This is a genomic window from Amycolatopsis keratiniphila subsp. keratiniphila (genome assembly GCF_001620365.2).
In the GTDB taxonomy this organism is placed as follows: domain Bacteria; phylum Actinomycetota; class Actinomycetes; order Mycobacteriales; family Pseudonocardiaceae; genus Amycolatopsis; species Amycolatopsis keratiniphila.
Genome location: NZ_LQMT02000003.1, coordinates 18,551 through 42,234, shown reverse-complemented (window position 1 = coordinate 42,234; position 23,684 = coordinate 18,551). Strand labels below are relative to the sequence as shown.

Genomic DNA, 23,684 nt, shown 5'->3' with positions numbered 1-23,684 from the left:
ACCCCAAATGCCCATCCCGTGATCTGGAGCAGGGAAGATGACCCGCATGACAAAGGCGACAGAAGTGACCGGGGACCTTTCGCCGGGTGTCATCCCCCGCAGCCCGATCGCGAAGACGAGGCTGTTCTTCAAGCTCCATTGGCACCGCGGCGCGCCGGGGCAGGCGACGCCGGACTGGGTGCTGAAGTTCTGCTACTCGATGTGGCTGGCCGCGTTCGCCTTCAAGCTGGTTGGCTCGTCCTGGGACATGTCGTGGCATTTCATGTGGCTGCGCGACGACCTCGCCCCGCCGCATCTGATCAACACCGTCGGCACGGTGATCATCATGGTGCTGGTGGCGATCCACAGCTACACCGGCATGGGCGCCGACCGGCGTTCGCTGCGGCTGATGCAGATCGGGCTCGTGGTGTTCCTCATCGCGGCGCCGCTGGACGTCATCAACCACCGCGTCAACGGTCTCGATCTGACCGCGTGGAGCCCGTCGCACATGATGCTCTACATCGGAACGGGCATCATGCAGGCCGGCGTGATCATGGGCTGGCTGAAGTACGCCAAACCCGGCCGCCTGCGCACCGGTGTCCTGATCGGACTGTGGGCGTTCTTCCTGGAGAACACGTTCTTCCCGAACGGTCAGCAGGAGTACGGCATCCTCGGCCTGCGCGCCTGGGAGCGCGGCACCCCCGAGGCCGAGCCCGAGCTGCTGAACTTCGCCGCCAACCAGATCGGGCATCCGGTCGACCGGGTGGCCGTCGAATACTTCACGATGCCGATCGACGACTGGGTGTACCCGCTGTGGGGCATCGGCGTGATGGCGCTGATCTTCGCGCTGGCGCGGCACACGACCGGCTTCCGCTGGGCGGGCACGACGGTCGCCGCCGCGTATCTCGCGTACCGGCTGGTGATGTGGCCGCTGCTGTTCGGGATGGGTTTCCCGGTCTCGGTGGTGCCGTTCTACCTGCTGGCCGTCGGGCTCGCCGTCGACCTGGCGTTCCGCATCGGCCGGGGGCATCCGATGCTGACGGCGGGCGCGGGCGCGCTGCTGGTGACGGCGTTCGGCTACGGGATGTTGTGGGTGCAGTCGCAGTTCCGGCCGTGGATCCTCGGCGACGCGCTCACGGAGTCGGCGCCGCCGGTGGCCTACTGGACGGCCGCGGTCTGCCTGGCCGGGGTCGGCGTGCTGTGGGCCGCCGCCGGGCCGGGGACGCGGGCGATGAACTCGGTGTTGGAGAAGCGCCGCGCCGCCTGAGGCTCTGAGTACATCGGCTCGGCGTGATGCATCGGCGAACTCGCGTGATCAGACGGCGAACTCGCGTGATTGAAGGCGGAACTCGCGTGATCAGAGGGACGACACGCGTGATCGGGCGAACGTCAGCCGGGCGATGAGTACATGAAGGCCCCCTTCCTTGCGCTAGACGCAAGGAAGGGGGCCTTCCTGTACTTGCCTGGTCAGAGACCCGCGCAAACATTTCACCGAGCCTTGGACCGACAGAATGATGATCTTGGTCGTGGGTGGCTCGGCTCGGGGGATACGCGTTCTGACGTATGGAGCACTTCCGCATTCAGAGGACTGAATGCGGGATGGGTCAGGAGAGCTTCTTGCCGGCCGAGCCCAGCGACTGAGCGGCCTCGACGACGCGCGTGGCCATGGCGGCCTCCGCGGCCTTCAGGTAGCTACGCGGGTCGTAGACCTTCTTGTTGCCGACCTCGCCGTCGATCTTCAGGACACCGTCGTAGTTCTTGAAGAAGTGGTCCGCGATGGGCCGGGTGAAGGCGTACTGCGTGTCGGTGTCGACGTTCATCTTCACGACGCCGTACGACACCGCCTCGCGGATCTCCTCCGGCAGCGAGCCCGAACCACCGTGGAAGACCAGCTCGAACGGCTTCGAGCCGGCCGGGAGGCCGAGCTTCTTCGCCGCCGCCTCCTGGCCGCCCTTGAGCACGTCCGGGCGCAGCTTCACGTTGCCGGGCTTGTAGACGCCGTGCACGTTGCCGAAGGTCGCGGCCAGCAGGTAGCGGCCGTTCTCGCCGGAGCCGAGCGCGTCGATCGTCTTCAGGAAGTCGCCCTCGGCGGTGTACAGCTTCTCGTTGATCTCGGCCTCGACGCCGTCTTCCTCGCCGCCGACGACACCGATCTCGACCTCGAGGATGATGTTCGCGGCCGCAGCCTTGGCGAGCAGCTCCTGCGCGATCTCGAGGTTCTCGTCGAGGTCGATCGCGGAGCCGTCCCACATGTGGCTCTGGAACAGCGGGTTCTGGCCGTTCTTGACCCGCTCCGCCGAGATCTCGATCAGCGGGCGGACGAAGCCGTCGAGCTTGTCCTTCGGGCAGTGGTCGGTGTGCAGCGCGACGTTCACGTCGTACTTGGCGGCGACGACCTGGGCGAACTCGGCGAGCGCGACCGAACCGGTCACCATGTCCTTGACCTTCTGGCCGGACGCGAACTCCGCGCCGCCGGTGGAGAACTGGATGATCCCGTCGCTCTCCGCCTCGGCGAACCCGCGAATGGCGGCGTTCAGGGTCTCCGACGAGGTCACGTTGATGGCCGGGTAGGCGAATTCGTTCGCCTTCGCCCGGTCGAGCATCTCCGCGTAGACCTCGGGGGTGGCGATGGGCATCGTTTACTCCTCCTCGAAGCAGGCTGGTGCACCTCTCGGCCGCATCGTACGAGGTCGGCCGGGAGGTGCCTACAGCCGTCGCGTCAGAGGAGGACCGCGGCGAGCGCCCGGTAGACCGGGAGGGGGTCTTGGTTCAGTACCTGGATGTTGACGTGGTCCGCCCCGGCCTCGATATGCGCGGTGACGCCGCGGGCGACCGTCTCGGCGTCGCCGTGGACGGCCAGCGCGTCGATCAGCTTGTCGCTGCCCTCGCCCGCCAGGTCTTCGTCGGTGAAACCGAGTTTCCGCAGGGAGTTCGTGTAGTTGACGAGACCGAGGTAGAACTTGACGCTCGGCCGCCCGATCTCGCGGGCCTTCGCCGGATCGGCCTCGAGGACGATCTTCTGCTCGGGCGCGAGCAGCGGTCCTTCGCCGAGGATCTCGCGAGCCTGGCGGGTGTGCTCGGGCGTCATCAGGTACGGGTGGGCTCCCGCTGTGCGGTCTCCTGCGAGTTTGATCACCTTCGGGCCGAGAGCGGCGAGAACCCGGCCTTCGACGGGCACGCCGGCGGCGTCGAGCGCGTCGAGGTACTCCACCAGCGCCGTGTACGGCTTCTTGAACTCGGCGGTGTGCTCCCGGTGCCCGGCACCGATGCCGAGCAGAAAGCGGCCCGGGTGCTTCGCTTCGATGCGCTTGTACGACTCGGCGACCGTGGCCGCGTCGTCCTTCCAGATGTTGACGATGCCGGTGGCGACCTTGATCGTCTTCGTCGCGTCGAGCAGCTCCTCCGCCTTCACCAGGTCGCCGTCCGGTGAGCCACCCAGCCAGATCGCGCCGTAGCCGAGTTCCTCCAGCTCACGGGCGATCTCCGGGGTGAAGACGGATTCGTGCTGCCAGATGCCGATCCTGCCGAGTTCGATTCCCATGGACCGAGGTAACGCCGCGAAGGGGCGATGTCTTCCCTTAAGTTCGGGGTATGGCGAAACTCGGGAACACCGACCTCGACGTCCGTGGGATCAACCTCGGCGGCAACGTCTTCGGCTGGACCGCGGACGAGGAGCAGTCCTTCGCCGTCCTCGACGCCTACACGGCGGCGGGCGGCAACTTCATCGACACCGCCGACCTCTATTCGGCAGGCGGTTCCGAGACGATCATCGGCAACTGGCTGACCAAGCGCGGTCGCCGGGACGACGTCGTCATCGCGACCAAGACCGGGATGTGGGAGGAGCGCAAGGGGCTGTCGGCGGCGAACATCGCGGCGGCGGCCGAAGACTCGCTGCGACGGCTCCGTACCGATCACATCGACCTCTACTACGCGCACATCGACGATCCGGACACCCCGGTCGAGGAGACGGTGCGGGCCTTCGACGCGCTCGTGCGCGCGGGCAAGGTGCGCTATGTCGCGGCGTCGAACTACTCCGCCGAACGACTGACCGAAGCACTGTCCATTTCGGACCGCGAGGGGCTGGCGAAGTACGTCGCGCTGCAGCCGCACTACAACCTCGTCGAGCGGGACTACGAGCAGGATCTGGCGCCGACGGTCGAGCGTGAAGGCCTGACCACACTGCCGTATTTCTCACTGGCCAAGGGTTTCCTCGCCGGGAAGTACCGGTCGAAGGACGACCTCGGAGACAGCCCGCGCGCCGCCCGCGCATCGTCCTATTTGGACGAACGAGGCGAGCGGGTGCTCGCGGCACTCGACGAGGTCGCGGCCTCGCGCGGCGTCCCGGTCGCCGCGGTCTCGCTGGCTTGGCTGTTCGCTCAGCCGACCGTCACCGCGCCCATCGCGAGCGCCCGCTCGGTCGAGCAGCTGAACGACCTCCTGCCCGCCGCCGACCTCGCGCTGACCACCGAGGAGGTCGACGCCCTCACCTCCGCCTCCGGGAGCTGAAGGGCCCTTTCAGCTCGCCTACTTGCGGGTAGCTTACTCCGGGTAGGTTGAGGTACCGTCCGAAAGCCTTAGGGCTCGGACGAGGAGGCAACGTGGCCAAGAACAGCGTGAACGGCAAGGTCGTCCTGATCACCGGCGCCGCGAGGGGCATCGGCGCGGGGCTCGCCGAGCGCCTGGCCGCGCAGGGCGCGAAGGTCGCCCTGGTCGGCATCGAAGCCAAGGAACAGCAGGCGGTCGCCGACAAGATCGGCCCCAGCGCGCACGCCTGGGAAGCCGACGTCACCAGCTGGGACGATCTCGAGCGCGCCACCGCGGGCGTCGTCGAGCACTTCGGCGGGATCGACATCGTCATCGCGAACGCCGGCATCGCGACCTCCGGTTTCGTCCGGTCGGTGGATCCGGCCGCCTTCGAGAAGGTCATCGAGGTCGACCTCCTGGGCGTCTGGCGCACCTTCCGCGTCACCCTTCCGCATGTCATCGACCGCAAGGGCTACCTGCTGGCGATCTCCTCGCTGGCCGCCATCACCCACGCGCCCGGTATGGCCAACTACGCCGCCGCGAAGGCCGGCGTCGAGGCGTTCTGCAACAGCTTCCGCGCCGAAGTCGCCCACCTCGGCGTGAAGGTCGGCGTCGCGCACCCCACCTGGATCCGCACCGACCTCGTCGAGAGCGCCGACCAGCACCCGGTCTTCGGCAAGCTCCGCGCCGGCATGCCCGGCCTGCTCGGCAAGACCTACCCGCTGTCGGTCGCGCTCGACCACCTCCAGGCCGGGGTCAACAAACGCGCCCGCACCGTGCACGTGCCCCGCTGGGTCGGCGGCCTGAAACTGATCCGCGCCTTCCTGCCGCCGATCATCGAGATCGGCGCGAAGGGCCGGATCAAGAAGGCCGACGCCGCCGCGCTCATGGACATCAAGGAGCGCGGGGCGTACGAATCTTCAGTGACCGGCCAGGCAGGCCGGGCCGCCACACGAAAGGGCTGACGTATGTCCCGTCGCGACCAGATCCGCATGTCACCGGACGAACTCGCCGCCTACCTCGACGAGCAGAAGGTCATCAACGTCGCGACGATCGGCCCCAACGGCCGCCCGCATCTGGCGCCGCTCTGGTACTACCCGCACGAGTCCGGCGTCGCGACCTGGACCTACGGCACCTCCCAGAAGGCGAAGAACCTGGAGCGAGACCCCCGCGCCACCGTGCTCATCGAGGACGGCGACAGCTACGAGAAGCTGCGCGGGGTCTCCCTCGAAGCCGACGTCGAGGTCATCACCGATACGGCCATCGTCACCCAGATGGGTATCAACCTCATGCAGCGGTACGCGGGCGCGAAGCCCGGGGACCCGGTGCCCGACGAGCTGTCCGGCTTCATCGGCAAGCAGGCCCCGAAGCGGATCGGGCTGATTTTCCGGCCGACCAAGATCGTGAGCTGGGACCACACGAAGCTCGGCGGCACGTACTGACGGGTAGGGAGTACTAGCAAGTAACTGTTACTTCAGGTAACGTCATCTGCGCAAGAAAGCCTCGACGTGGAGGGCGCAGATGACCGAGCGATTCAAGGTCGTGATCGTGGGCACCGGATTCTCCGGGCTCGGCCAGGCCATCCAGCTCGAAAAGGCCGGGATCTCCGATTACGTGATCCTGGAGAAGGCGGACGAAGTCGGCGGTACGTGGCGCGACAACTCGTACCCCGGCTGCGCCTGCGACGTGCAGTCCCACATGTACTCGTTCTCCTACGAGCAGAACCCGGACTGGTCGCGGTCGTTCTCACCGGCCCCCGAGATCTTCCAGTACCTGAAGGACGTCACCGACAAGTACCGGCTGCGACGCAAGATCCGCTTCGGTGTCGAGCTCACCGGCGCGACCTGGGACGAGACCGAGCGCCGCTGGCACGTGCACACCAAGTCGGGTGAGTTCGAGGCCCAGTTCCTGGTCTCGGGCGTCGGTGGCCTGCACATCCCGCAGGTGCCCACCCTGCCCGGGATCGAGAAGTTCAAGGGCCAGACCTGGCATTCGGCGCAGTGGAACCACGAGTACGACCTGCGCGGCAAGAAGGTCGCCGTGGTCGGCACCGGCGCGAGCGCGATCCAGTTCGTCCCGAAGATCGCCCCCGAGGTCGACGAGCTGACGCTGTTCCAGCGCACACCGCCGTGGATCATGCCGAAACCCGACCACGCCATGCCGGGCTGGGCCAAGACCGCGTTCCGCCGGATCCCCGGTGTGCAACGGCTTTACCGCAACGCGCTGTACTGGTTCCTCGAAGTGCGCGCCGTCGGCTTCAACGGTCACCCCGCGATCATGAAGGCCGGCGAGGTGATCGCGAAGCGCCATATCGGCAAGGCGATCAAGGATCCGAAGCTGCGCAAGAAGGTCACGCCGGACTACACCATGGGCTGCAAGCGGGTGCTGATCTCCAACGACTACTACCCGGCGATCAATCGGTCCAATGTGGACGTCAACACCGAGGGCGTGCGCGAGGTCAAGGCGCACAGCGTCGTCGACGGGAACGGCGTCGAGCACGAGGTCGACGCGATCATCTACGGCACCGGCTTCAAGGTCACGGACGCCTTGGAATACCTGGACATCACCGGGATCGACGGCCGCGACCTCGCCAAGGAGTGGGCGACCGAGGGGATGCACACGCACAAGGGCATCAACGTCGCCGGTTTCCCGAACCTGTTCTTCCTCCTCGGCCCGAACACCGCGCTGGGCCACAATTCCGTGGTCTTCATGATCGAGTCGCAGGCGCGGTACGTCGTCGACGCGATCAAGCTCGCCGATTCGCGGGGCGCCGCCGCGCTCGACGTCCGCCCCGGCGTGCAGGAGAAGTTCCAGCGCGAGATCCAGGACAAACTCGTCAAGGGCGTGTGGACCCAGGGCGGCTGCAAGAGCTGGTACCTCGACGCGAAGGGCGTCAACCGCACGATCTGGCCGGGCTTCACCTGGCGCTACTGGCTCGACACCCGCAAGGTCGACGCCAGCGACTACGAGCTCAGCGGGAGGTCGTCGTGACCGACCACGAGCAGATCGTCCTGCACGCCCGCGACGTCGAATTCGACTGGGCGTCGCTGCCGATGCACTGGATCCCCGGCGAACCGCAGGCGACGCACACGATCAACGTGCTGCATCTCGCGTTGCCGGAGGGCGAACGCTGGTTCGTCGAGGTGTTCAAGCAGGCCGTCCCGCTGATCCGCGACGAGCGGCTCAAGGAGGACGTCCTCGGCTTCATCGGCCAGGAGGCCATGCACGCCGAGGCGCACGACGGCGCGGCGGAACACCTGGAAGCCGCGGGCGTCCACGTGCGGCCGTACATCGCGCAGATGGAGTGGATGTTCCGCCGCCTTCTGGGTGACCGTGAGCTTTCCGCCAAACGGCGCGAGGAATGGCTGATCGAGCGGCTCGCCGTCATCGCCGCGATCGAGCACTACACGGCGTTCCTCGGCCAGTGGATCCTCGACGCCGAAGCGCTCGACAAGGCCGGCGCCGATCCGACGATGCTGGATCTCCTGCGCTGGCACGGCGCCGAAGAGGTCGAGCACCGCTCGGTCGCCTTCGATCTGTTCATGCATCTCGACGGCCGCTACGCGCGCCGCGTGCGCAGCATGCTCGTGGTGACACCGGTGCTCGCGTGGGTCTTCGTGCGGGGCACCAGGTTCCTCATGAAGAACGACCCGACCCGGCCGGGCAAGACGAGCCTCCGGACCTATCTGCGCGTCGCGAAGCTCGGCTTGCTGCCTTCGGGCAAGCAGTTGCGGCGCGAGATCCGGCCGTACTTCCGGAAGTCCTATCACCCCACCGAAACCGGCAACACCGATCAGGCCGTCGCGTACCTCGCCAGCTCTCCGGCCGCGCTGGCCGCCGACGAACCCCGATGACCAGGCCGCTGCGGCTCGACGGCAGCGGGCGCACCGACCGCGCGATGGCGTCGCTGACCGGTGTCGTCGCGCTCTACCGCAGGCTCAGCGGGGTGAGCGGCCGTCGCCGTCCGCCTGTGGTCGCCGTCGACCGTGACCTCCCGCTGGTCGTCGACGACCTCCGCGCCCAGGCGGACGGCGTCGCCGTCCTGCGGCTGGTGCACGAACGCGGCGAGCCGCTGCCACAGTGGCGGCCCGGCGCGCACATCGATCTCTCGCCGCGGCCGGGCCTGGTCCGTCAGTACTCCCTGTGCGGCGACCCGGACGACCGCTCGGCCTACCGCGTCGGAGTCCGGTTGCTCGGCGAGGGATCGACGGCGATGCACGCGTTGAAGAAGGGTGCTCGGATCACCGGGCGCGGCCCGCGCAACGCCTTCCCGTTCGTCGAGAGCCCGGCGTACCTGTTCATCGCGGGCGGTATCGGGATCACGCCGATCCTGCCGATGGTGCGGCAGGCGGCCGCCGTCGGCGCGGACTGGCGACTGGTCTACACCGGTCGCGACGAGGCTTCGATGCCGTTCCTGGAGGAATTGTCCGAATTCGGCGATCGGGTGTGGATTCGTCCGGACACGGACTACGGGATCCCGGCGTCGGGCGCGGAATTGCTCGAAGGGGCAGAGAAGAGTGTCCCGATCTACTGCTGCGGCCCGGTTCCCATGATCGTGAGCGTCCGGACGGACGCCGCATTGCGCGGCTCGGGCCCCGTGTTCTTCGAGCGGTTCTCGACGCCGCCGATCGTCGGCGGCAGGCCGTTCCGCGTCGAACTCGCCCGCAGCGGCGTGACACTGGACGTGCCCGCCGACCGGTCCACGCTCGACGTGCTGCGCGAGACCGTGCCCGGCATCGCTTATTCGTGCCGCCAGGGGTTCTGCGGGACGTGCGAGCTGCCGACGGTGACCGGCGACCGCGTCCGGGTCTGCGTCGAACGCGAGCCGGTCACCCTCGATCTCTGACCCGTCAGTCTTCCTTCGGGATCCAGGCGCCGATCACCGGCTTGAATTCGCGCACGGTCCGCTTCGCCACGACACCTTCGAGGTGGTACGGGTCCTGGTCGATGATCTCCAGCAGCGCCGCCTCGTCGGCCGCCTGGTACATCGAAATCCCGCCGGAGCCGTCGCCCAGCGGGCCGCCGAGCGCGACGACGCCCTGGTCGGCGAGGTCGGTGAGGAACTTCCGGTGCCGGGGACGCACGTCCGCCAGCTTCTCCTGCACGTACGTGATCTCCACCAGGAACCAGGCCATCGACATCTCCAAGGTCGTTCCGACAGACGCCACCCAGCTTCTCAGGATCCGATCAGGCAGGACCGTGACCCCACCCGATACGCTGATCGAGCGCCATGCACAGGTTGTGCTTCAAAGGGGTAAATGAACAGGTAGGGGTACATGCTCGAGGGCAATGCGGAACGCAGTGTCGAGGCGACCCTCGGCCATCTGCGCACCATGGACGGACCGGTCACGCCACCGCCGCCTGCGGCACCGCTGACCCTTGAGGATCTCTATCGCCAGCACCGGATGCGGCTCGTCCGGCTGGCCATCCTGCTCGTGGACGAACCGGCGACCGCCGAAGACGTCGTCCAGGAGGCCTTCACCGGCCTGCACCGCAACTGGGGGCGCCTGCGCGACGCCGCCGCGGCCGTCGGATACCTGCGCACCGCCGTGGTCAACGGCTCACGCAGCGTGCTGCGCCGCCGCAAGACCGCGCGTGAGTACGTCGCGCCGCACGCCGTCAACGCGCGTTCGGCGGAAAGCCTCGCCATGCTGTCGAGTGAACATCAGGCCGTTGTGAGCGCTTTGTCCAAACTGCCCCCTCGCCAGCGCGAGGTTCTGGTCCTCCGTTACTACGGTGGGCTGAGTGAGGCCGAAATCTCGGAGGCCGCCGGGATTTCGAAAGGTACCGTTAAGTCAACCGCCAGCCGGGCGCTCGAAGCACTGCAGAAAGCGATGCAGTCACCGAACTGATGCCGGGCCTTCATCTCGACCGCTGGGTTGTGCCGCCATGCTTGGTCCAGACCAATATATGCTGGGGGGCGTGAGAGGCGCCGGAGATTTCGTGATCGTGGGCGGCCGGGTCGTCGCCCCGGACCGTGTACTCGACGACGGCTGGCTGGCTATCGCCGGCGGCAAGATCGTCCAAGTCGGTTCCGGGACACCCCCGGACATCGATCGCGTCGACGTCGACGGGTGCCTGGTCGTGCCCGGCTTCGTCGACACCCACTGCCATGGCGGTGGGGGCGGATCGTTCTCCAGTGCGAACCCCGAGGAGCTGCTCCGCGCGGTCCGCGCGCACCGGCGGCACGGGACCACGACCATGCTCGGCAGTCTGGTCTCCGACCCCATCCCGGTGCTCAGGGACCAGATCGCGGCCCTGCGTGAGCTGGTCCAAGAGGGTGAACTTGCCGGAATTCACCTTGAAGGACCCTTCATCTCGAAGGCGCGGTGCGGGGCGCACGACCCGGCGACGCTGATCGAGCCGGACACGGCCACGGTGAACGCGCTGCTCGGCGCGGGCCGCGGCGACATCCGGATGGTCACCCTCGCGCCCGAACTGCACGGCGGGATCAAGGCCGTCCGGCAACTGGCCGAATCGGGGGTCATCGCCGCCATCGGGCACACCGACGGCGTCGAGGACCAGATCATCCCCGCGATCGACGCGGGCGCCTCCGTCGCGACACACCTCTTCAACGCCATGCGGCCGCTCCACCACCGCGAGCCGGGCCCGATCGGCGCCCTCCTCGACGACGAGCGCATCACCGTCGAGCTGATCTGCGACCTCGTCCACGTGCACCCGACCGTGCTTCGGCTGGCCGCGCACCACGCGGGCAAGGGCCGGACGGTGCTCATCACCGACGCCATGTCGGCCACCGACGCCGCCGACGGCAGTTACATCCTCGGCCGCCTCGAGGTCGACGTCCGTGACGGCGTCGCCACCCTCGCCGGGAACGGTTCGCTGGCCGGCAGCACGCTGACCATGGACGCCGCCTTCCGCAACCTCGTGCGCGGCGCGGGCATCGACCTGCTCGACGCCGTCCGCGCGACCTCCGGGCGCCCCGCCGAACTGCTCGGCATCGCCGACCGGACCGGCTCGCTGCGGGCCGGGCTCGCGGCCGACCTCGTCGTGCTCGACCGCGACCTGCGGCCGGTCAAGGTGCTTCGTCAGGGCGAGTGGGTCGAAGACGACGCTGCGGCTACATTGAGCAGCGCCATCGAAGGCGGTGTGTCGGTCAGCGACGGGTAGCGGCGAAAGGAGTCCGGATGAGCGAGCCCAAGGACCCGGAGAAACTCCTAGCCGATGCCCTGCGCGCTCAGGCCGTCTTCGCCCCTTCGACGGAGCGGCTCTCCGAAACGACCTCCGACAAACCGGTCGAAACGGACACTGAGCGTAGCGACGTTTCCGGGAAGAGCGAACTGCCCCCGCAGTACGGCCTGCTGTCCGGCGCGGGCGCGGACTCGCTCGAACGAGAGCGCGTCGCGCTGGAGGACGCGGAAACCGCCAGGCTGGCGGAGCGCCCGACGCCGCCTCCGCCCGTCAGCCCGCCGCTGCCCGCGTACTGGGTGTTGCTGCTGGCCGTCCTGCTGGGGCTCGCCGCCGGTTCGGTGATCGGGCTGCTGACGCTGATCTGAGCGCGGTCTCCCGCCGGGTCAAGGCACTCTGCGTCACCCTGTACCGTTTTGGTGTGATCCTGGCGCAGAACAACGTGACGACGATGGGCCTCCTGCCGGAGTGGCTGGACCCGCAGCACCTGCTGAGCGGGCTGACCGTTCCGGTCATCACCGTGCTCTGCCTGATCATCTTCATCGAGAGCAGCATCTTCCCGGTGCTGCCCGGTGACTCACTCCTGTTCACCGCGGGCCTGTTCATCGCGAACGGTTCGATCGAGGCGCCACTGTGGCTGGTGTGCGTCCTGGTCACCGTCGCCGCGCTGATCGGCAACGCGGTCGGTTACGGCCTCGGCTGGAAGATCGGCCCGTGGCTGTTCCGCAAGCCGGATTCGAAGTTCTTCAACAAGAAGTACGTGGACCAGACCCACGCCTTCCTGGAGAAGCACGGGCCGAAGGCGGTCGTGCTCGCGCGGTTCGTGCCGTTCGTGCGGACGTTCATCACCTGGATCGCCGGTATCGGCAAGATGGACCCGAAGAAGTACTTCGTCTACACCGTCGTCGGCGGCATCCTGTGGGCCGCCGGGATCACCGCGCTCGGTCACCTGCTCGGCGGCGTCGCGTTCATCCGCGACAACGTCGACGCGATCTTCATCCTGATCGTGCTGGTCTCGGTGGTGCCGATCGTCATCGAGTACCTCAAGGCGCGCCGCGAGAAGAAGCACGAAGCCGCCGCCGCTCCGGCCGCGGACATGGACGCGACGCAGCAGATCCCGCGCATCCGCGACTGACCCGCTCCCATGCCATGAACGGTCCGTTCCTTGCAAATTTCGCAAGGAACGGACCGTTCATTGCGTTCAGCGGGGTGCGCAAGCGTGACCCGGCACCGCACTCGCGTGATCAGAGCCGTGACTCGCGTGATTGGAGACCGCACACACGAGTGCGGTCTCCAATCACGTGAGTCACGCGCTCAAGCACGCGAGTCTCGTCCCTGATCACGCGAGTCACGCCGTCCCGCACCCCGGCGTTCAGAGGGAGAACATCGAGCCCGGGTTGAAGAGGTTCTTCGGGTCCAGCGCCTGCTTGATCTGCCGGTGCACCGCGATGCCGACCTCGCCGATCTCCTTGGCCAGCCACTCGCGTTTGATCCGGCCGATGCCGTGCTCGCCGGTGACCGTCCCGCCCAGCGACAGGGCCACGTCGAGGATCGCGTCGAAGGCGACCCGCGCGCGGGCGAACTCCTCCTCGGAGTCGGGCGCGTAGACGATCGTCGGGTGCATGTTCCCGTCACCGGCGTGGCCGACGACGGCGATCCGCAGACCCACCTCTTCGCTGATCCGCTCGCAGCCGGCGATCAGCTCGGCGATACGCGTGCGCGGCACGCAGACGTCGTCGGTCAGCCAGACGCCGTACATTTCCAGCGCGGTGAGCACGACCCGCCGCGCCTGCAGCAGCATCTTGCCCTCTTCGAGATCTTCGGTGGCATACGCCAGATCCGCGCCGCAGTCGACGCAGATCTGTTCCAGCACCGCGAGTTCCTTCCGCGCGACCTCGCCGCCGGAGTCGGATTGCGCGAGCAGCAAGGCTTTGCAGTCCGAGCTCGTGCCGAGGTCGGTCTTGAGGTAGGCCTCGGCGGCCTTGATCGACGTCGCGTCCATGATCTCCATCAGCGACGGCACCAGGCCTTCACGCACGACGCGTGCGACGGCCTCGCCCGCCGCCTCCGTGCTGTTGAAGGCGGCGACGAGCGTGGAAGGCAGCTGCGGCAACGGTTTCAGTGCGACGGTCGCCTGGGTGATCACGCCGAGCGTGCCCTCACTGCCGACGAAGAGCCGCGCGAGGTCGTAGCCCGCGACGCCCTTCACCGTGCGGCGCCCGGTCTTCAGCAGTGAGCCGTCGGCGAGCACGACTTCCAGCCCCAGCACGGAATCCGTGGTGACGCCGTACTTCACGCAGCAGAGTCCACCGGCGTTGGTGGACAGGTTCCCGCCGATGGTGCACCAGTCGTAGCTCGACGGGTCCGGCGGATAGAACAGGCCGTGCTTCTCCACCGCGTTGCGGAAATCGAGGTTCACCACGCCGGGCTGCACGACGGCGAGCCGGTTGCCTTCGTCGATCTCGACGATCTGGTCGAGCTTCGTCAGCACCAGCACGACACAGCCGTCGATCGCGTTCGCGGCGCCGGACAGACCACTGCCGGCGCCGCGGGGCACGATCGGCACCTCGAACTCCGCACAGGCCTTGACCACGGCCTGCACACCTTCCACGTCGGACGGCAGGACCACCGCGAGCGGCTTCCCGCTGGCGGCCAGCGGCATCATGTCGCGCGAGTAGGCGTCCGTGACGTCGGTGTCGGTGAGCACCGCGGCGTCGCCGAGCTGCTCGCGGAGGCGGGTGACCAGGCCATGGTTGTTCATACCCTCATCGTAGGCCGGATTAGCTCCGCACTGCGGAATTTTTTTTCCGATCTAGCAGAACGAAGGCCTGAACACCTGTATAGACGAGCACGGCCACGCCTGCCCATGCGGTGACGTGCATCCCCTGCGTGAAGGCCTCGCGAGCCGATTCCAGGAGCGCCTGTCCCGCGGCGGGGTCGAGCTGCTGCGCGGTCGCGACCGCACCACCCAGCGTGTCCCGGGCGGACTCGGCCGTCCCCTCCGGCAGGCCGGACCGGTAGACCGCGGTCGCGACACTGCCGAGGATGGCCGTGCCGAGCGCGCCGCCCAGCTCGAACCCGGTCTCGGAGATCGCCGAAGCGGCGCCGGCCCGTTCGGCCGGAGCGGCCGAGATGACCAGGTCGTTCGTCAGCGTCTCCGACAGGGCGACACCGCCCCCGAGCAGCGTGAACGCCACCACGACGTACGCGAGTCCGCCGCCGGACGACACCTGGGTCAGGGCCAGGAAACCGACCGCCGCGACCAGGAGACCACCACTGACCAGCAGGGAGACACGGATCCGCTTCGCGAGCCAAGCCGCGAGGAGCGCACCCACGATCCCGGCGACCGTCGCCGGCAGCATCCACAGCGCGGCGACGACCGGGCTCAGCTCGAGCACCAGCTGCAGGTACTGCGGCACCAGGAACAGCAGGCCGACCATGGCGAACACGCCGAGCATGTTCGTCACGACGGAGCCGCTGAAGGCCCGGTTCGAGAACAGCTTCAGGTCGAGCATCGGCTCGTCGAGGCGGTTCTGCCTGCGGACGAACACGACACCGAGGCCGAACCCGATCAGGACGCTGATCGCGGCCTTCACCGTGAAGCCGTGCTCGGCGACCAGCTTGATGCCGTAGACCACCGGCAGCATCGCGGCCAGCGACAGCAGCGCCGACAGCGGGTCGAAGCGACCAGGCTTCGGGTCACGCGCCTCCGGCAGCACGAACGGTCCGATGAGCAGCAGCACCAGCATCACCGGGACGTTGATGAGGAACACCGAGCCCCACCAGAAGTGCTCCAGCAGCCAGCCGCCGAGGACCGGCCCGAGCGCCATCCCGCCGGAGAACCCGGCGCTCCACACCGCGATCGCGATCCGGCGCTGCTTCGGGTCGGTGAAGATGCTGCGGATCAGCGACAGCGTCGACGGCATCAGCGTCGCGCCACCGACGCCGAGCAGCGCCCTGGCGATGATCAGCATGAACGCGCTGGTCGAGAAGGCCGCGAGCACCGACGCGGCACCGAACGCCGCGGCACCCATGAGCAGCAGCTTGCGACGGCCGATGCGGTCGCCGAGCGTGCCCATCAGGACCAGCAGGCCCGCCAGCATGAACGAGTAGATGTCGACGATCCACAACTGCTCCGCACCGGTGGGCGCCAGATCCTCGGACAGGAACGGCAGCGCGAATCCGAGCACCGTCATGTCCACGCTGATCAGCAGCACCGGAAGCACCAGTACCGCCAACGCCCACCACTGCTTGCGCCCCGCCATGGCGCACTCTCCTTAAGCTAAACCGTCCGGACGGTACAGTTACCGCCTCGTTCGAAGGTAAACCGTCCAGACGGTATAGTCAACTGATATGGCGAAGCCCACCGCGAAGGAACGCATCCTCGACTCGTACGAGGAAATCCTCATCGAGCAAGGTCCCGGCGGGGTCACCCTCGACGCCGTCGCCGCGCACGCCGGGGTGTCGAAGGGTGGCCTGCTCTACCACTTCGGCTCCAAGGAAGCCCTGGTCGACGGCCTGATGGAACGTCTCGCGACGCTGTCGGAGGCGGATCTCGCAGAGGCGCAGAAGGCGCCAGAAGGTGTCGTCTCCTGGTATCTGCGGACGGCGATCACCGACGTCACCGAGCGCAAGGCACTGCACCGCACGACCATGGCGACGCTCCGGATCATGCTCAACGAGCCGCGGGTCTCCGCGGTCGTGCAGGTCTACAACCAGAAGGTGCACGACCTGATCAGCGAGCACGTCGACGACCCGCTGACCGCCGAGCTGGTCATCCTGGTCGGCGACGGCCTCTATCTCCGGGCGGCACTTGGCCGGGACGACGCGAGCCCCCTCCTCGACCGGATCGACGAGATCAAGGCCCGCATCGCCCGCTGACCCCTCTCGCAAATGTCATGAAAGGGTCGTTCAGGACAAAACATGTCCTGAACGACCCTTTCATGACATCCCCGGGCTACATCTGGATCCCGTAGACGCGCTCGATCGGGATCGTCAGCAGCACCCGCTGATCGGCGACCATGACGTCGCGGAACTCGTCCCAGTCCGGGTGCTCGCCCCGAGCCCGCCGATAGTGGTCCACCAGCGCGTCGACGGTCGCGTCGTCACGCGAAGCGGCGGTCGGCGTGAGCACCGCCGGCCCCTCGACGACGACGTAGCCGTCACCGCTCTCGGTCGAAACGTGAAACGTCGCCCGCGGATCGCGCTGGAGGTTCTTGGTCTTGGCCCGCGGCGCGGTGATCGAGATCAGGATCGTGCCGGCGTCCGCGTCGTAGAGGTAGTTGACGGTGGACAGCTGGGGCCGCCCATCACGCTTGATGGTGGCCAGGGTGCCGAAGTTTCGACTGGCGAGGATCGCGTAGAGCGCGGAGTCGGTCATGACTCCATCAAAGCAAAAGTGCAGCTCAGGGCGAACCGGACAAACATGCACGAATAAATGTGCTTGCATGCGGCAACTAAAGTGTCATCGGACACACAACGTCACTTTCTTCTTGCGAACCTCCCTTGAGAGGAACATCCTTGCTCTAGACAACTAGTTGCAGTGACCAAGCAACCGGCGAGAGAGACCCACCATGACACCCACGACACCCGGCACCAGGTCGAAGTCCGACCTCGATCTGGCCGACACCCTCGGGCATGAGCTCGTGCGGCTCGTCCGCCTGGTCAACCGGGCCAAGTCCCAGGTGTCCAAGCAGGGACCGGACGGCATCGAGCGGGCCGCGTACGCGATCCTCTTCTGCCTCATCCACGTCGGCCCTCAGCGGACCAGCAAACTCGCCGAGTTCCTGCACTCCGAGATCTCGACCATCAGCAGGCAGTCGAGCTCCCTCGTCCAGCACGGGCTGGTCGAGCGCCTGGCCGACCCCGAAGACGGCCGCGCCTGCCTGCTCGCACCGACCGCCGAAGGACTCCGGGTCTTCGAGGAGAACCGCAAGCAGCGGAACCAGTGGCTGGCCGAGGTGCTCGGCGACTGGTCCGACGAGGACCGGAAGACCCTCAACTCGCTGTTCAACCGGCTGAACAACGACATCGAAAAAACATCTCCACAGTTCGCCGACCCCGCGTCGGCGTCGAAGGCCAAGGGGGCCTGAAGCAATGAGTTCCGCAGTAGAAAGTCCGCCAGCCATCCACGAAGATGGTCCCCGGCTCAGTCACCGTCAGATCGTCACGATCCTGATCGGCCTGATGTCGGGCATGTTCCTGGCGGCACTCGACCAGACGATCGTGGGCACCTCGATCGTCCGGATCGCGAACGACCTCAACGGGTTCGACCTGCAGGCCTGGATCACCACGGCCTACCTGATCACCTCGACGATCGTCACGCCGATCTACGGCAAGCTGTCCGACATCTACGGGCGCAAGCCGTTCTACATCGCGGCGATCTCGATCTTCCTGGTCGGCTCGATCGCTTCGGCGTTCGCGACGTCGATGTACGAGCTGGCCGCGTTCCGCGCGATCCAGGGCCTCGGCGCCGGCGGGCTGATGTCGCTGGCGATGACGATCATGGGCGACATCGTGCCGCCGCGGGAACGCGCCCGCTACCAGGGCTACTTCCTCGCCGTGTTCGGTATCTCCACCGTGCTCGGCCCGGTGCTCGGCGGCTTCTTCGCCGACTTCGACAAGCTCGGCAGCGTCTTCGGCTACGACATCGCCGGTTGGCGCTGGGTGTTCCTGATCAACGTGCCGATCGCGATCGTCGCGCTGTTCGTGGTGGCCCGCGTGCTCAACGTGCCGCACCAGCGCCACGACCACAAGATCGACTGGTGGGGCGGGCTCGCGCTCGTCGTCGCCGTGGTGCCGTTCCTGATCGTCGCCGAGCAGGGCAACAAGTGGGGCTGGGGCTCGCAGAACGCGATCATCTGCTACGTCATCGGCGGCATCGGCGTGATCGCCTTCATCTTCATCGAGAAGCTGATGAAGGACGCGGCGCTGATCCCGTTGCGGCTGTTCAAGAACTCGACCTTCACGGTCGCGATCGTCGGCGGCATCATCGTCGGTGTCGCGATGTTCGGCGCGATCATGATGATCCCGCAGTACATGCAGGTGGTGCAGGAGTTCTCGCCGACCGAATCGGGTCTGCTGATGATCCCGCTGATGGCGGGCATCATGAGCGGTTCGATCATCTCGGGCCAGATCACCAGCAAGACCGGACGCTACAAGGTGTTCCCGGTGGTCGGCACGCTGCTGATCGCGGCGGGCGCGTTCTTCTTCGCGCAGGTCGAGTACAACAGCGCGCTGTGGCACCCGCTGGTCGCGGCCGCGATCATCGGTCTCGGCCTCGGTGCCTGCATGCAGACGCTGATCATCGCGGTGCAGAACGCGGGACCGCGCAGCGACATGGGCGTGTCGACCGCGTCGGCGACGTTCTTCCGGCAGATCGGTGGTACTGCGGGTGTCGCGGTGTTCCTGACGATCCTGTTCAACGTCCTGCCGGGCAACATCACCAAGGCGTTCGGCGGCAACGCGCCCACCGGTCCCGGTGCGGCGGCGCTGGGCGACATCCAGTCGAACACGAGCGGTATCGCGAGCCTGCCCGAGGCCATCAAGACCCCGGTGCTGATCGGCTTCACCGAGTCGATCACCACGGTGTTCTACGTGGCGGGCGCGGTCGCGCTGCTGGCGACGCTGGTGCTGATGTTCATGAAGGAGATCCCGCTGCTCGGCGGCTCGGCTCCTTCGGCGGCTTCGGCTCTCGAAGGCGGCGAAGCACTCCTCGAAGAGGAAGACGTGCCTGCCGAGACGGCTTCCGAGAAGACCGTGGTGACCGCGCCCGTCGAGCCCGGCAAGCACGCGCTGGCCAACGGGAACGGGGCCTACCGGGCGGGATCCGCGCAGATCAGCGGGCACGTCCGCCGGGACGACGCCACGAACGTCGCGGGGGCGGCGCTGACCCTGATCGACCACAACGGCAATCAGGTGGCCAGGACGCACACGAACGAGAACGGCGTCTACTCGTTCGCCGGCATCGTGGGCGGGCGGTACACGATCGTCGCCAGCGGGCGCTGGTTCCGGCCGGTCGCGGCGACGCTGACCGCCACCGGGTCCGGGATGCTGCGCCACGACGTCGAACTGGTCAGCACGATCCTGCTGAGCGGGGTCGCCCGCACCGACGGGGACCGGGTCGTGCCGGACGCGCGGATCACCGTCCTCGACGCCTCGGGCGGCGTCGCCGCCGTGGCGAGGACGGACGCGGAGGGCAACTACACGGTCAGCGACCTGCCCGCCGGGACCTACACGGTGATCGCCAGCGGCTACCCGCCCGCGACCAGCCGGGTGGAGCTGCTGGGCGGTGACCAGGCCGAACACGATGTCCGGCTGAGCTACGACCAGGCGCTGGACGAGCTCGTCGAGCACTAGTCACCAGCGCTATGAACGGTCCGTTCCTTGCAAATTTTGCAAGGAACGGACCGTTCATAGCATTCGGAGAAGGCGTGACAGGGACAGTCAAGACACCCCGATTCCACCGTTCGGTGAAGTGCGGTTCCCCGAGTACACGTAGGCTCGCGTCGTGAGTGAGGTGTACACCGAGGCCGCGGGCATCGGGGTGAGCTGGCTCGACACCGCCGGGCCGGTGCTCGTCTGGGTGATCGTGCTGAGCTTCATCTTCGTGGAGTGCGCGCTGATCATCGGGCTGTTCCTGCCCGGCGACTCCCTGCTGTTCGCGGCCGGAGTCGTCCTCGCGCAGCACGGCTCCGACCTGAACGCGTGGCTGCTCTCGGCCGCCGCGCTGCTCGTCGCGATCCTTGGCAACCAAGTGGGCTACTACATCGGCCGGACCACGGGCACGAAACTGATCGCCCGCCGTGGCGGCAAGGTGCTGAACCGGCACAACCTCGACCGTGCCAGGGCGTTCCTGGATCGCAAGGGTTTCTTCGCCATCGTCGCCGCGCGCTGGATCCCGTGGATCCGCACGCTGGCGCCGCTCATCGCGGGGACCGCGCGGATGGACCCGCGCCGGTTCGCGCTCGCGACGGCGCTCGGCGGGCTGCTCTGGGTGCCGACGCTGGTACTGCTCGGCTACTACGGCGCCGGTCTGCTGGACCAGCTGCCGTGGGTCAAGACGGCGGCCTTGTGGATCAGCGTCGCGTTCTTCGTGGTGGGCACGGCCTACGGCGTGATCCGCTACCGCCAGGAGATGAGGCGTCCCGCCGAAGAGCCGGAACAGAGCACGCCCTAAACTTCCGGATCCGCCCAGATCTCCAGCTGGATCCCATCGGGGTCGCGGAACACGATGACCGACGAGCCTTGCAAGGTCCGCGATCCCTTCGACGGCGAATAGACGACGCCGTATTCCGAGAGCCGCGCTTCCCATTCGGCCAGCTCCGACCGCGACGAGACCTTGAAGGCCACGTGGTCCAGACCTGTCCGCCGTTCGTCGAACCGCGGCCGCTCGGTGTCCTGATGCTCGACGAGAACCACGGCGAAACCTTCGCTCGGTGACCTGAGCACGACCTTCCGCAGTCCCGTCTCCGGGTCTTCGCGACGCGTGAACTCCTCGAGTTCGAGCACACGGGCGTACCAGGGCACGCTCCGGTCCACATCGGTCACGGTGAGTGCCAGGTGGTGCACAGACATGAGCTTGGACATCGGGGATGACCGTCCTGATCAAGAAGCTTGGGGGCGCCACCAGGGTGACACAGGCGCCTCGGGCCACGAGGTGATCCGCCGACTTCCCACATGAATCGTGATATCCGCCGGGAAACAGTGTTAAAAAGTGGCTGAACCGCACGCGGACCCGATATCGCCTCGTGACCGCCTCGTGGCCCTGGGTGTCAACGTCCTCCGCTGACGGTCAATACCGTCCCGGTGGTGTACGACGCCGCCGGGGAAAGCAGCCACAGCACGGCTTCCGCGACTTCGCCGGGTTCACCCGCCCGTCCCATCGGGATGGTGGGGGCGATCCGGTCCATGCGGTCGGGCAATCCCGCCGCGGCGTGCAATCCGGTGTGGATCATCCCTGGTGCGACGGCGTTCACCCGGACGGATTCTTTCGCTACTTCTTGCGCCACGCCGTAGGTCATCGTTTCCACCGCCGCCTTGGTGCCCGCGTAATGGACCCATTCGCCGGGCGAACCGGTCCGCGCGGCGGTGGAGGACAGCGTCACGATCGCGCCGCCGTCACCGCCGTACCGGGTGGACATCCGGCGGATGCCCTCGCGGACGCACAGGAAGACACCCGTGACGTTGACATCGACGACACGACGGACGACGTCGACTTCGTATTCGTCGAACCGGCCAGGGGTGTTGCCAGTGATGGCCGCGTTCGCGACCAGCCCGGCGAGCGGGCCGAGTGCGACGGCGGCGTCGAACAGGGCCACCACGTCTTCTTCGGACGCGACGTCGCCGCGCTGGGTGATCGCCTGAACGCCGTGCTTCCGGACGCGTGAGGCGACGTCTTCGGCCGCTTCGGCGTCACCCGCGTAGTTGACGACGACGTCGTAACCGCGCGCGGCGGCCAGCTCGCAGACCGCCGCGCCGATGCCTTTGCTTCCGCCCGTGACGACGAGAACACCACTCATATGGCGAAGTTAACCAGCGGCAGATTCTCGAGGACCAGATCGGCCCGGCCGCTGGTGGACGCGATCAGATCGGCGTTGCGCTGGTCGGAACCGAGTGCGCGGCGACGCGCCTCGACCAGCGAACGGCCGTAGCGGCGGTGCCGCGAGACGAGCCGCTCGATGCGCTCGGGTTCGTCCGGCGCGAGGAACCACGACTCGGCGAGGATCGGCTTCACGCCACTCCACGGGTCGTCCTGCATGAGCAGGTAGTTGCCCTCGGTGATGACCAGCGGGACGTCCGGCGTGACCGCGACGGCGCCGGCGATCGGCTCCTCGATCTCCCGGCGGAACTCGGGCGCGTAGACCGTCTCGCGGCCTTCGGCGAGCCTGCGCAGCAGGTGCACGTACCCGGCGGCGTCGAAGGTGTCGGGCGCGCCCTTGCGCTCCACCCGCCCGAGCCGCTGCAGTTCGACCTGCGCCAGGTGGAACCCGTCCATCCCGACCACTGCGGCCCTCGTACCCAGCGCCTTCGCCAGGCCCCAGGCCAGTGTCGTCTTGCCGGACGCGGGGGCGCCGACGATGCCGAGCACACTGCGCTGTCCCGGCTTCGCCAGCGTCTGAGCCCTGCTCAACAGGTCCTCGAACACCGGAGGCATGGCACTCATGGCTGTCCTTCTCCCATCTTCGCGACCGCGGCCGTCCACGACCTCGGTCCTTCATGCCGCACCCGTTCGGCGGCCACCTCGTTGGCGAACCCGATCCAGCCCTGGACATCCCCTGTGCCCCTGGCGACCGCGTACGCGAAAGCTCCGTGCCAGACGTCGCCCGCGCCCAGCGTGTCACGCGCCCGGGTGACGGGAACGGGAACCGCACCGGATCCGTCCGTCGTCGACCAGCGGACCGGCTCCGGCCCGGCGGTCGTGATGACCACCGGCACGCCGTGCTCGCGCGGATCGTCCCCTCGGTACAGCGACGAGCACGCGGCGATGTCGACCAGCGGGAGGAGTTCGGGGAAGACCGGCTTCCAGCTCCCGGCGTCGAGCACCACCGGCACCTTCCGCTCCCGCGCCCAGCGCGCGACCGCCAGCGCGACCTCCGGATGGTGCCCGTCCAGGAGCACACACCCCGGCATTTCGTCCTCTGAATGCGGTAGTTGCGCGTGCAAGGACCGCATCGAGAGGACGAAACGCGAGGAAGCGTGGGCGTTGCGCGAGACGACGGTGCGTTCCCCGTCGGAGTCGCGGACGACGATGGCGCTGATCGCGGGCGGATCCGGGCGTTCGGGATCGAGGTCGACCAGGTCGACGCCGTGCGCCTCGAGGTCGGCGCGGGCGAGTGCCGCCAGCGGGTGCGCTCCGGCGACCGTCAGGAGCGTCGACCCTGCGCCGAGCGCGGCCACGGTCACCGCCGCGTTCGTCGCCGGCCCCCCGGCGGCGACGTCCATCGACAGCGAACGCACCTTCTCGCCCGGCGCCGGGATCTCGGCGACGCGCTGAATCTGGTCGACGGTGCACAGGCCCGCCAGCAGCACTCTCA

The 23,684-nt window shown here is 67.7% G+C and carries 25 protein-coding genes; 15 read left to right on the top strand and 10 right to left on the bottom strand.

Annotation, left to right across the window (positions count from 1 at the left end):
• Positions 1-46 precede the first annotated feature (46 nt).
• The gene (locus tag AVR91_RS00700; RefSeq protein WP_063275387.1) at positions 47-1,246 is read left to right on the top strand and encodes a hypothetical protein; all 1,200 of its coding nucleotides are present in this window, start codon (positions 47-49) and stop codon (positions 1,244-1,246) included.
• A 337-nt stretch (positions 1,247-1,583) separates the two neighbouring features.
• On the opposite strand, the gene fbaA is transcribed toward AVR91_RS00700, so the two are convergent.
• Both fbaA and AVR91_RS00690 read right to left on the bottom strand, forming a co-directional pair.
• Positions 1,584-2,615 (bottom strand): class II fructose-bisphosphate aldolase, encoded by a 1,032-nt coding sequence (gene fbaA / locus AVR91_RS00695; RefSeq protein WP_016338097.1) that lies wholly within the window; start codon positions 2,613-2,615, stop codon positions 1,584-1,586.
• An 83-nt stretch (positions 2,616-2,698) separates the two neighbouring features.
• Complete coding sequence (locus AVR91_RS00690; protein ID WP_063275386.1) at positions 2,699-3,520, bottom strand: LLM class F420-dependent oxidoreductase; 822 nt, start codon at positions 3,518-3,520, stop codon at positions 2,699-2,701.
• Between the two features lie 50 nt (positions 3,521-3,570).
• Between AVR91_RS00690 and AVR91_RS00685 the strand changes: the two genes are divergently transcribed.
• The 6 genes from AVR91_RS00685 to AVR91_RS00660 all read left to right on the top strand — a co-directional run bounded on the left by AVR91_RS00685 (position 3,571) and on the right by AVR91_RS00660 (position 9,349).
• Positions 3,571-4,485 (top strand): aldo/keto reductase, encoded by a 915-nt coding sequence (locus AVR91_RS00685; RefSeq protein WP_063275385.1) that lies wholly within the window; start codon positions 3,571-3,573, stop codon positions 4,483-4,485.
• Positions 4,486-4,577: 92 nt separating this feature from the next.
• Positions 4,578-5,468, top strand: coding sequence for an SDR family oxidoreductase (locus AVR91_RS00680; protein ID WP_037334573.1), 891 nt, complete (start codon positions 4,578-4,580; stop codon positions 5,466-5,468).
• Between the two features lie 3 nt (positions 5,469-5,471).
• Positions 5,472-5,945: a pyridoxamine 5'-phosphate oxidase family protein gene (locus AVR91_RS00675; RefSeq protein ID WP_063275384.1), complete on the top strand. Its 474-nt coding sequence runs from the start codon at positions 5,472-5,474 to the stop codon at positions 5,943-5,945.
• Between the two features lie 79 nt (positions 5,946-6,024).
• Positions 6,025-7,494 (top strand): flavin-containing monooxygenase, encoded by a 1,470-nt coding sequence (locus AVR91_RS00670; protein ID WP_063275383.1) that lies wholly within the window; start codon positions 6,025-6,027, stop codon positions 7,492-7,494.
• A complete protein-coding gene (locus AVR91_RS00665; RefSeq protein ID WP_063275382.1) occupies positions 7,491-8,357 on the top strand; it encodes a metal-dependent hydrolase in 867 nt (288 codons plus the stop codon). Before AVR91_RS00670 ends, AVR91_RS00665 begins: the two co-directional genes overlap by 4 nt.
• A complete protein-coding gene (locus AVR91_RS00660) occupies positions 8,354-9,349 on the top strand; it encodes a PDR/VanB family oxidoreductase (protein WP_063275381.1) in 996 nt (331 codons plus the stop codon). The genes AVR91_RS00665 and AVR91_RS00660 overlap by 4 nt, the downstream gene beginning before the upstream one ends.
• 4 nt (positions 9,350-9,353) lie before the next feature.
• On the opposite strand, the gene AVR91_RS00655 is transcribed toward AVR91_RS00660, so the two are convergent.
• Positions 9,354-9,638 carry a YciI family protein gene (locus AVR91_RS00655; RefSeq protein ID WP_043849254.1) on the bottom strand — a complete coding sequence of 95 codons (285 nt, stop codon included), beginning with the start codon at positions 9,636-9,638 and terminating at the stop codon, positions 9,354-9,356.
• Positions 9,639-9,779: 141 nt separating this feature from the next.
• Here AVR91_RS00655 and AVR91_RS00650 point away from each other — a divergent pair, with 141 nt between their 5' ends.
• The 4 genes from AVR91_RS00650 to AVR91_RS00635 all read left to right on the top strand — a co-directional run bounded on the left by AVR91_RS00650 (position 9,780) and on the right by AVR91_RS00635 (position 12,784).
• Positions 9,780-10,355 (top strand): SigE family RNA polymerase sigma factor, encoded by a 576-nt coding sequence (locus AVR91_RS00650; protein ID WP_007032484.1) that lies wholly within the window; start codon positions 9,780-9,782, stop codon positions 10,353-10,355.
• Between the two features lie 91 nt (positions 10,356-10,446).
• Positions 10,447-11,631, top strand: coding sequence for an N-acetylglucosamine-6-phosphate deacetylase (gene nagA / locus AVR91_RS00645; RefSeq protein WP_063275380.1), 1,185 nt, complete (start codon positions 10,447-10,449; stop codon positions 11,629-11,631).
• 17 nt (positions 11,632-11,648) lie between these two features.
• A complete protein-coding gene (locus tag AVR91_RS00640) occupies positions 11,649-12,017 on the top strand; it encodes a hypothetical protein (RefSeq protein WP_063275379.1) in 369 nt (122 codons plus the stop codon).
• A gap of 53 nt (positions 12,018-12,070) precedes the next feature.
• Positions 12,071-12,784 carry a DedA family protein gene (locus AVR91_RS00635; protein ID WP_063275378.1) on the top strand — a complete coding sequence of 238 codons (714 nt, stop codon included), beginning with the start codon at positions 12,071-12,073 and terminating at the stop codon, positions 12,782-12,784.
• Between the two features lie 237 nt (positions 12,785-13,021).
• On the opposite strand, the gene AVR91_RS00630 is transcribed toward AVR91_RS00635, so the two are convergent.
• Both AVR91_RS00630 and AVR91_RS00625 read right to left on the bottom strand, forming a co-directional pair.
• On the bottom strand, positions 13,022-14,410 hold the full coding sequence (locus AVR91_RS00630; RefSeq protein ID WP_063275377.1) for an FAD-binding oxidoreductase: 1,389 nt from the start codon (positions 14,408-14,410) through the stop codon (positions 13,022-13,024).
• A gap of 19 nt (positions 14,411-14,429) precedes the next feature.
• Positions 14,430-15,914, bottom strand: a complete 1,485-nt coding sequence (locus AVR91_RS00625; protein WP_063275376.1) for an MFS transporter — start codon at positions 15,912-15,914, stop codon at positions 14,430-14,432.
• Positions 15,915-16,002: 88 nt separating this feature from the next.
• On the opposite strand from AVR91_RS00625, the gene AVR91_RS00620 reads away from it, so the two are divergent.
• Positions 16,003-16,530 carry a TetR/AcrR family transcriptional regulator gene (locus tag AVR91_RS00620; protein ID WP_063275375.1) on the top strand — a complete coding sequence of 176 codons (528 nt, stop codon included), beginning with the start codon at positions 16,003-16,005 and terminating at the stop codon, positions 16,528-16,530.
• Between the two features lie 76 nt (positions 16,531-16,606).
• On the opposite strand, the gene AVR91_RS00615 is transcribed toward AVR91_RS00620, so the two are convergent.
• On the bottom strand, positions 16,607-17,029 hold the full coding sequence (locus tag AVR91_RS00615) for a PPOX class F420-dependent oxidoreductase (RefSeq protein WP_063275374.1): 423 nt from the start codon (positions 17,027-17,029) through the stop codon (positions 16,607-16,609).
• A 193-nt stretch (positions 17,030-17,222) separates the two neighbouring features.
• On the opposite strand from AVR91_RS00615, the gene AVR91_RS00610 reads away from it, so the two are divergent.
• The 3 genes from AVR91_RS00610 (at position 17,223) to AVR91_RS00600 (ending at position 20,827) form a co-directional block, all read left to right on the top strand.
• Positions 17,223-17,741, top strand: a complete 519-nt coding sequence (locus AVR91_RS00610) for a MarR family winged helix-turn-helix transcriptional regulator (protein ID WP_063275373.1) — start codon at positions 17,223-17,225, stop codon at positions 17,739-17,741.
• A 4-nt stretch (positions 17,742-17,745) separates the two neighbouring features.
• The gene (locus tag AVR91_RS00605) at positions 17,746-20,007 is read left to right on the top strand and encodes an MFS transporter (protein WP_063275372.1); all 2,262 of its coding nucleotides are present in this window, start codon (positions 17,746-17,748) and stop codon (positions 20,005-20,007) included.
• Positions 20,008-20,158: 151 nt separating this feature from the next.
• Positions 20,159-20,827, top strand: coding sequence for a DedA family protein (locus tag AVR91_RS00600; protein ID WP_016338115.1), 669 nt, complete (start codon positions 20,159-20,161; stop codon positions 20,825-20,827).
• Here the strand turns inward: AVR91_RS00600 and AVR91_RS00595 are convergent.
• The 4 genes from AVR91_RS00595 to AVR91_RS00580 all read right to left on the bottom strand — a co-directional run bounded on the left by AVR91_RS00595 (position 20,824) and on the right by AVR91_RS00580 (position 23,679).
• Positions 20,824-21,237, bottom strand: a complete 414-nt coding sequence (locus tag AVR91_RS00595) for a VOC family protein (RefSeq protein WP_063275371.1) — start codon at positions 21,235-21,237, stop codon at positions 20,824-20,826. The genes AVR91_RS00600 and AVR91_RS00595 overlap by 4 nt on opposite strands.
• Before the next feature lie 185 nt (positions 21,238-21,422).
• Positions 21,423-22,169: an SDR family oxidoreductase gene (locus AVR91_RS00590; protein WP_063275370.1), complete on the bottom strand. Its 747-nt coding sequence runs from the start codon at positions 22,167-22,169 to the stop codon at positions 21,423-21,425.
• Positions 22,166-22,813, bottom strand: a complete 648-nt coding sequence (locus AVR91_RS00585; protein ID WP_016338118.1) for a nucleoside/nucleotide kinase family protein — start codon at positions 22,811-22,813, stop codon at positions 22,166-22,168. Before AVR91_RS00585 ends, AVR91_RS00590 begins: the two co-directional genes overlap by 4 nt.
• Positions 22,810-23,679: a PfkB family carbohydrate kinase gene (locus tag AVR91_RS00580; RefSeq protein WP_083737316.1), complete on the bottom strand. Its 870-nt coding sequence runs from the start codon at positions 23,677-23,679 to the stop codon at positions 22,810-22,812. The genes AVR91_RS00585 and AVR91_RS00580 overlap by 4 nt, the downstream gene beginning before the upstream one ends.
• Between the last annotated feature and the right edge of the window lie 5 nt (positions 23,680-23,684).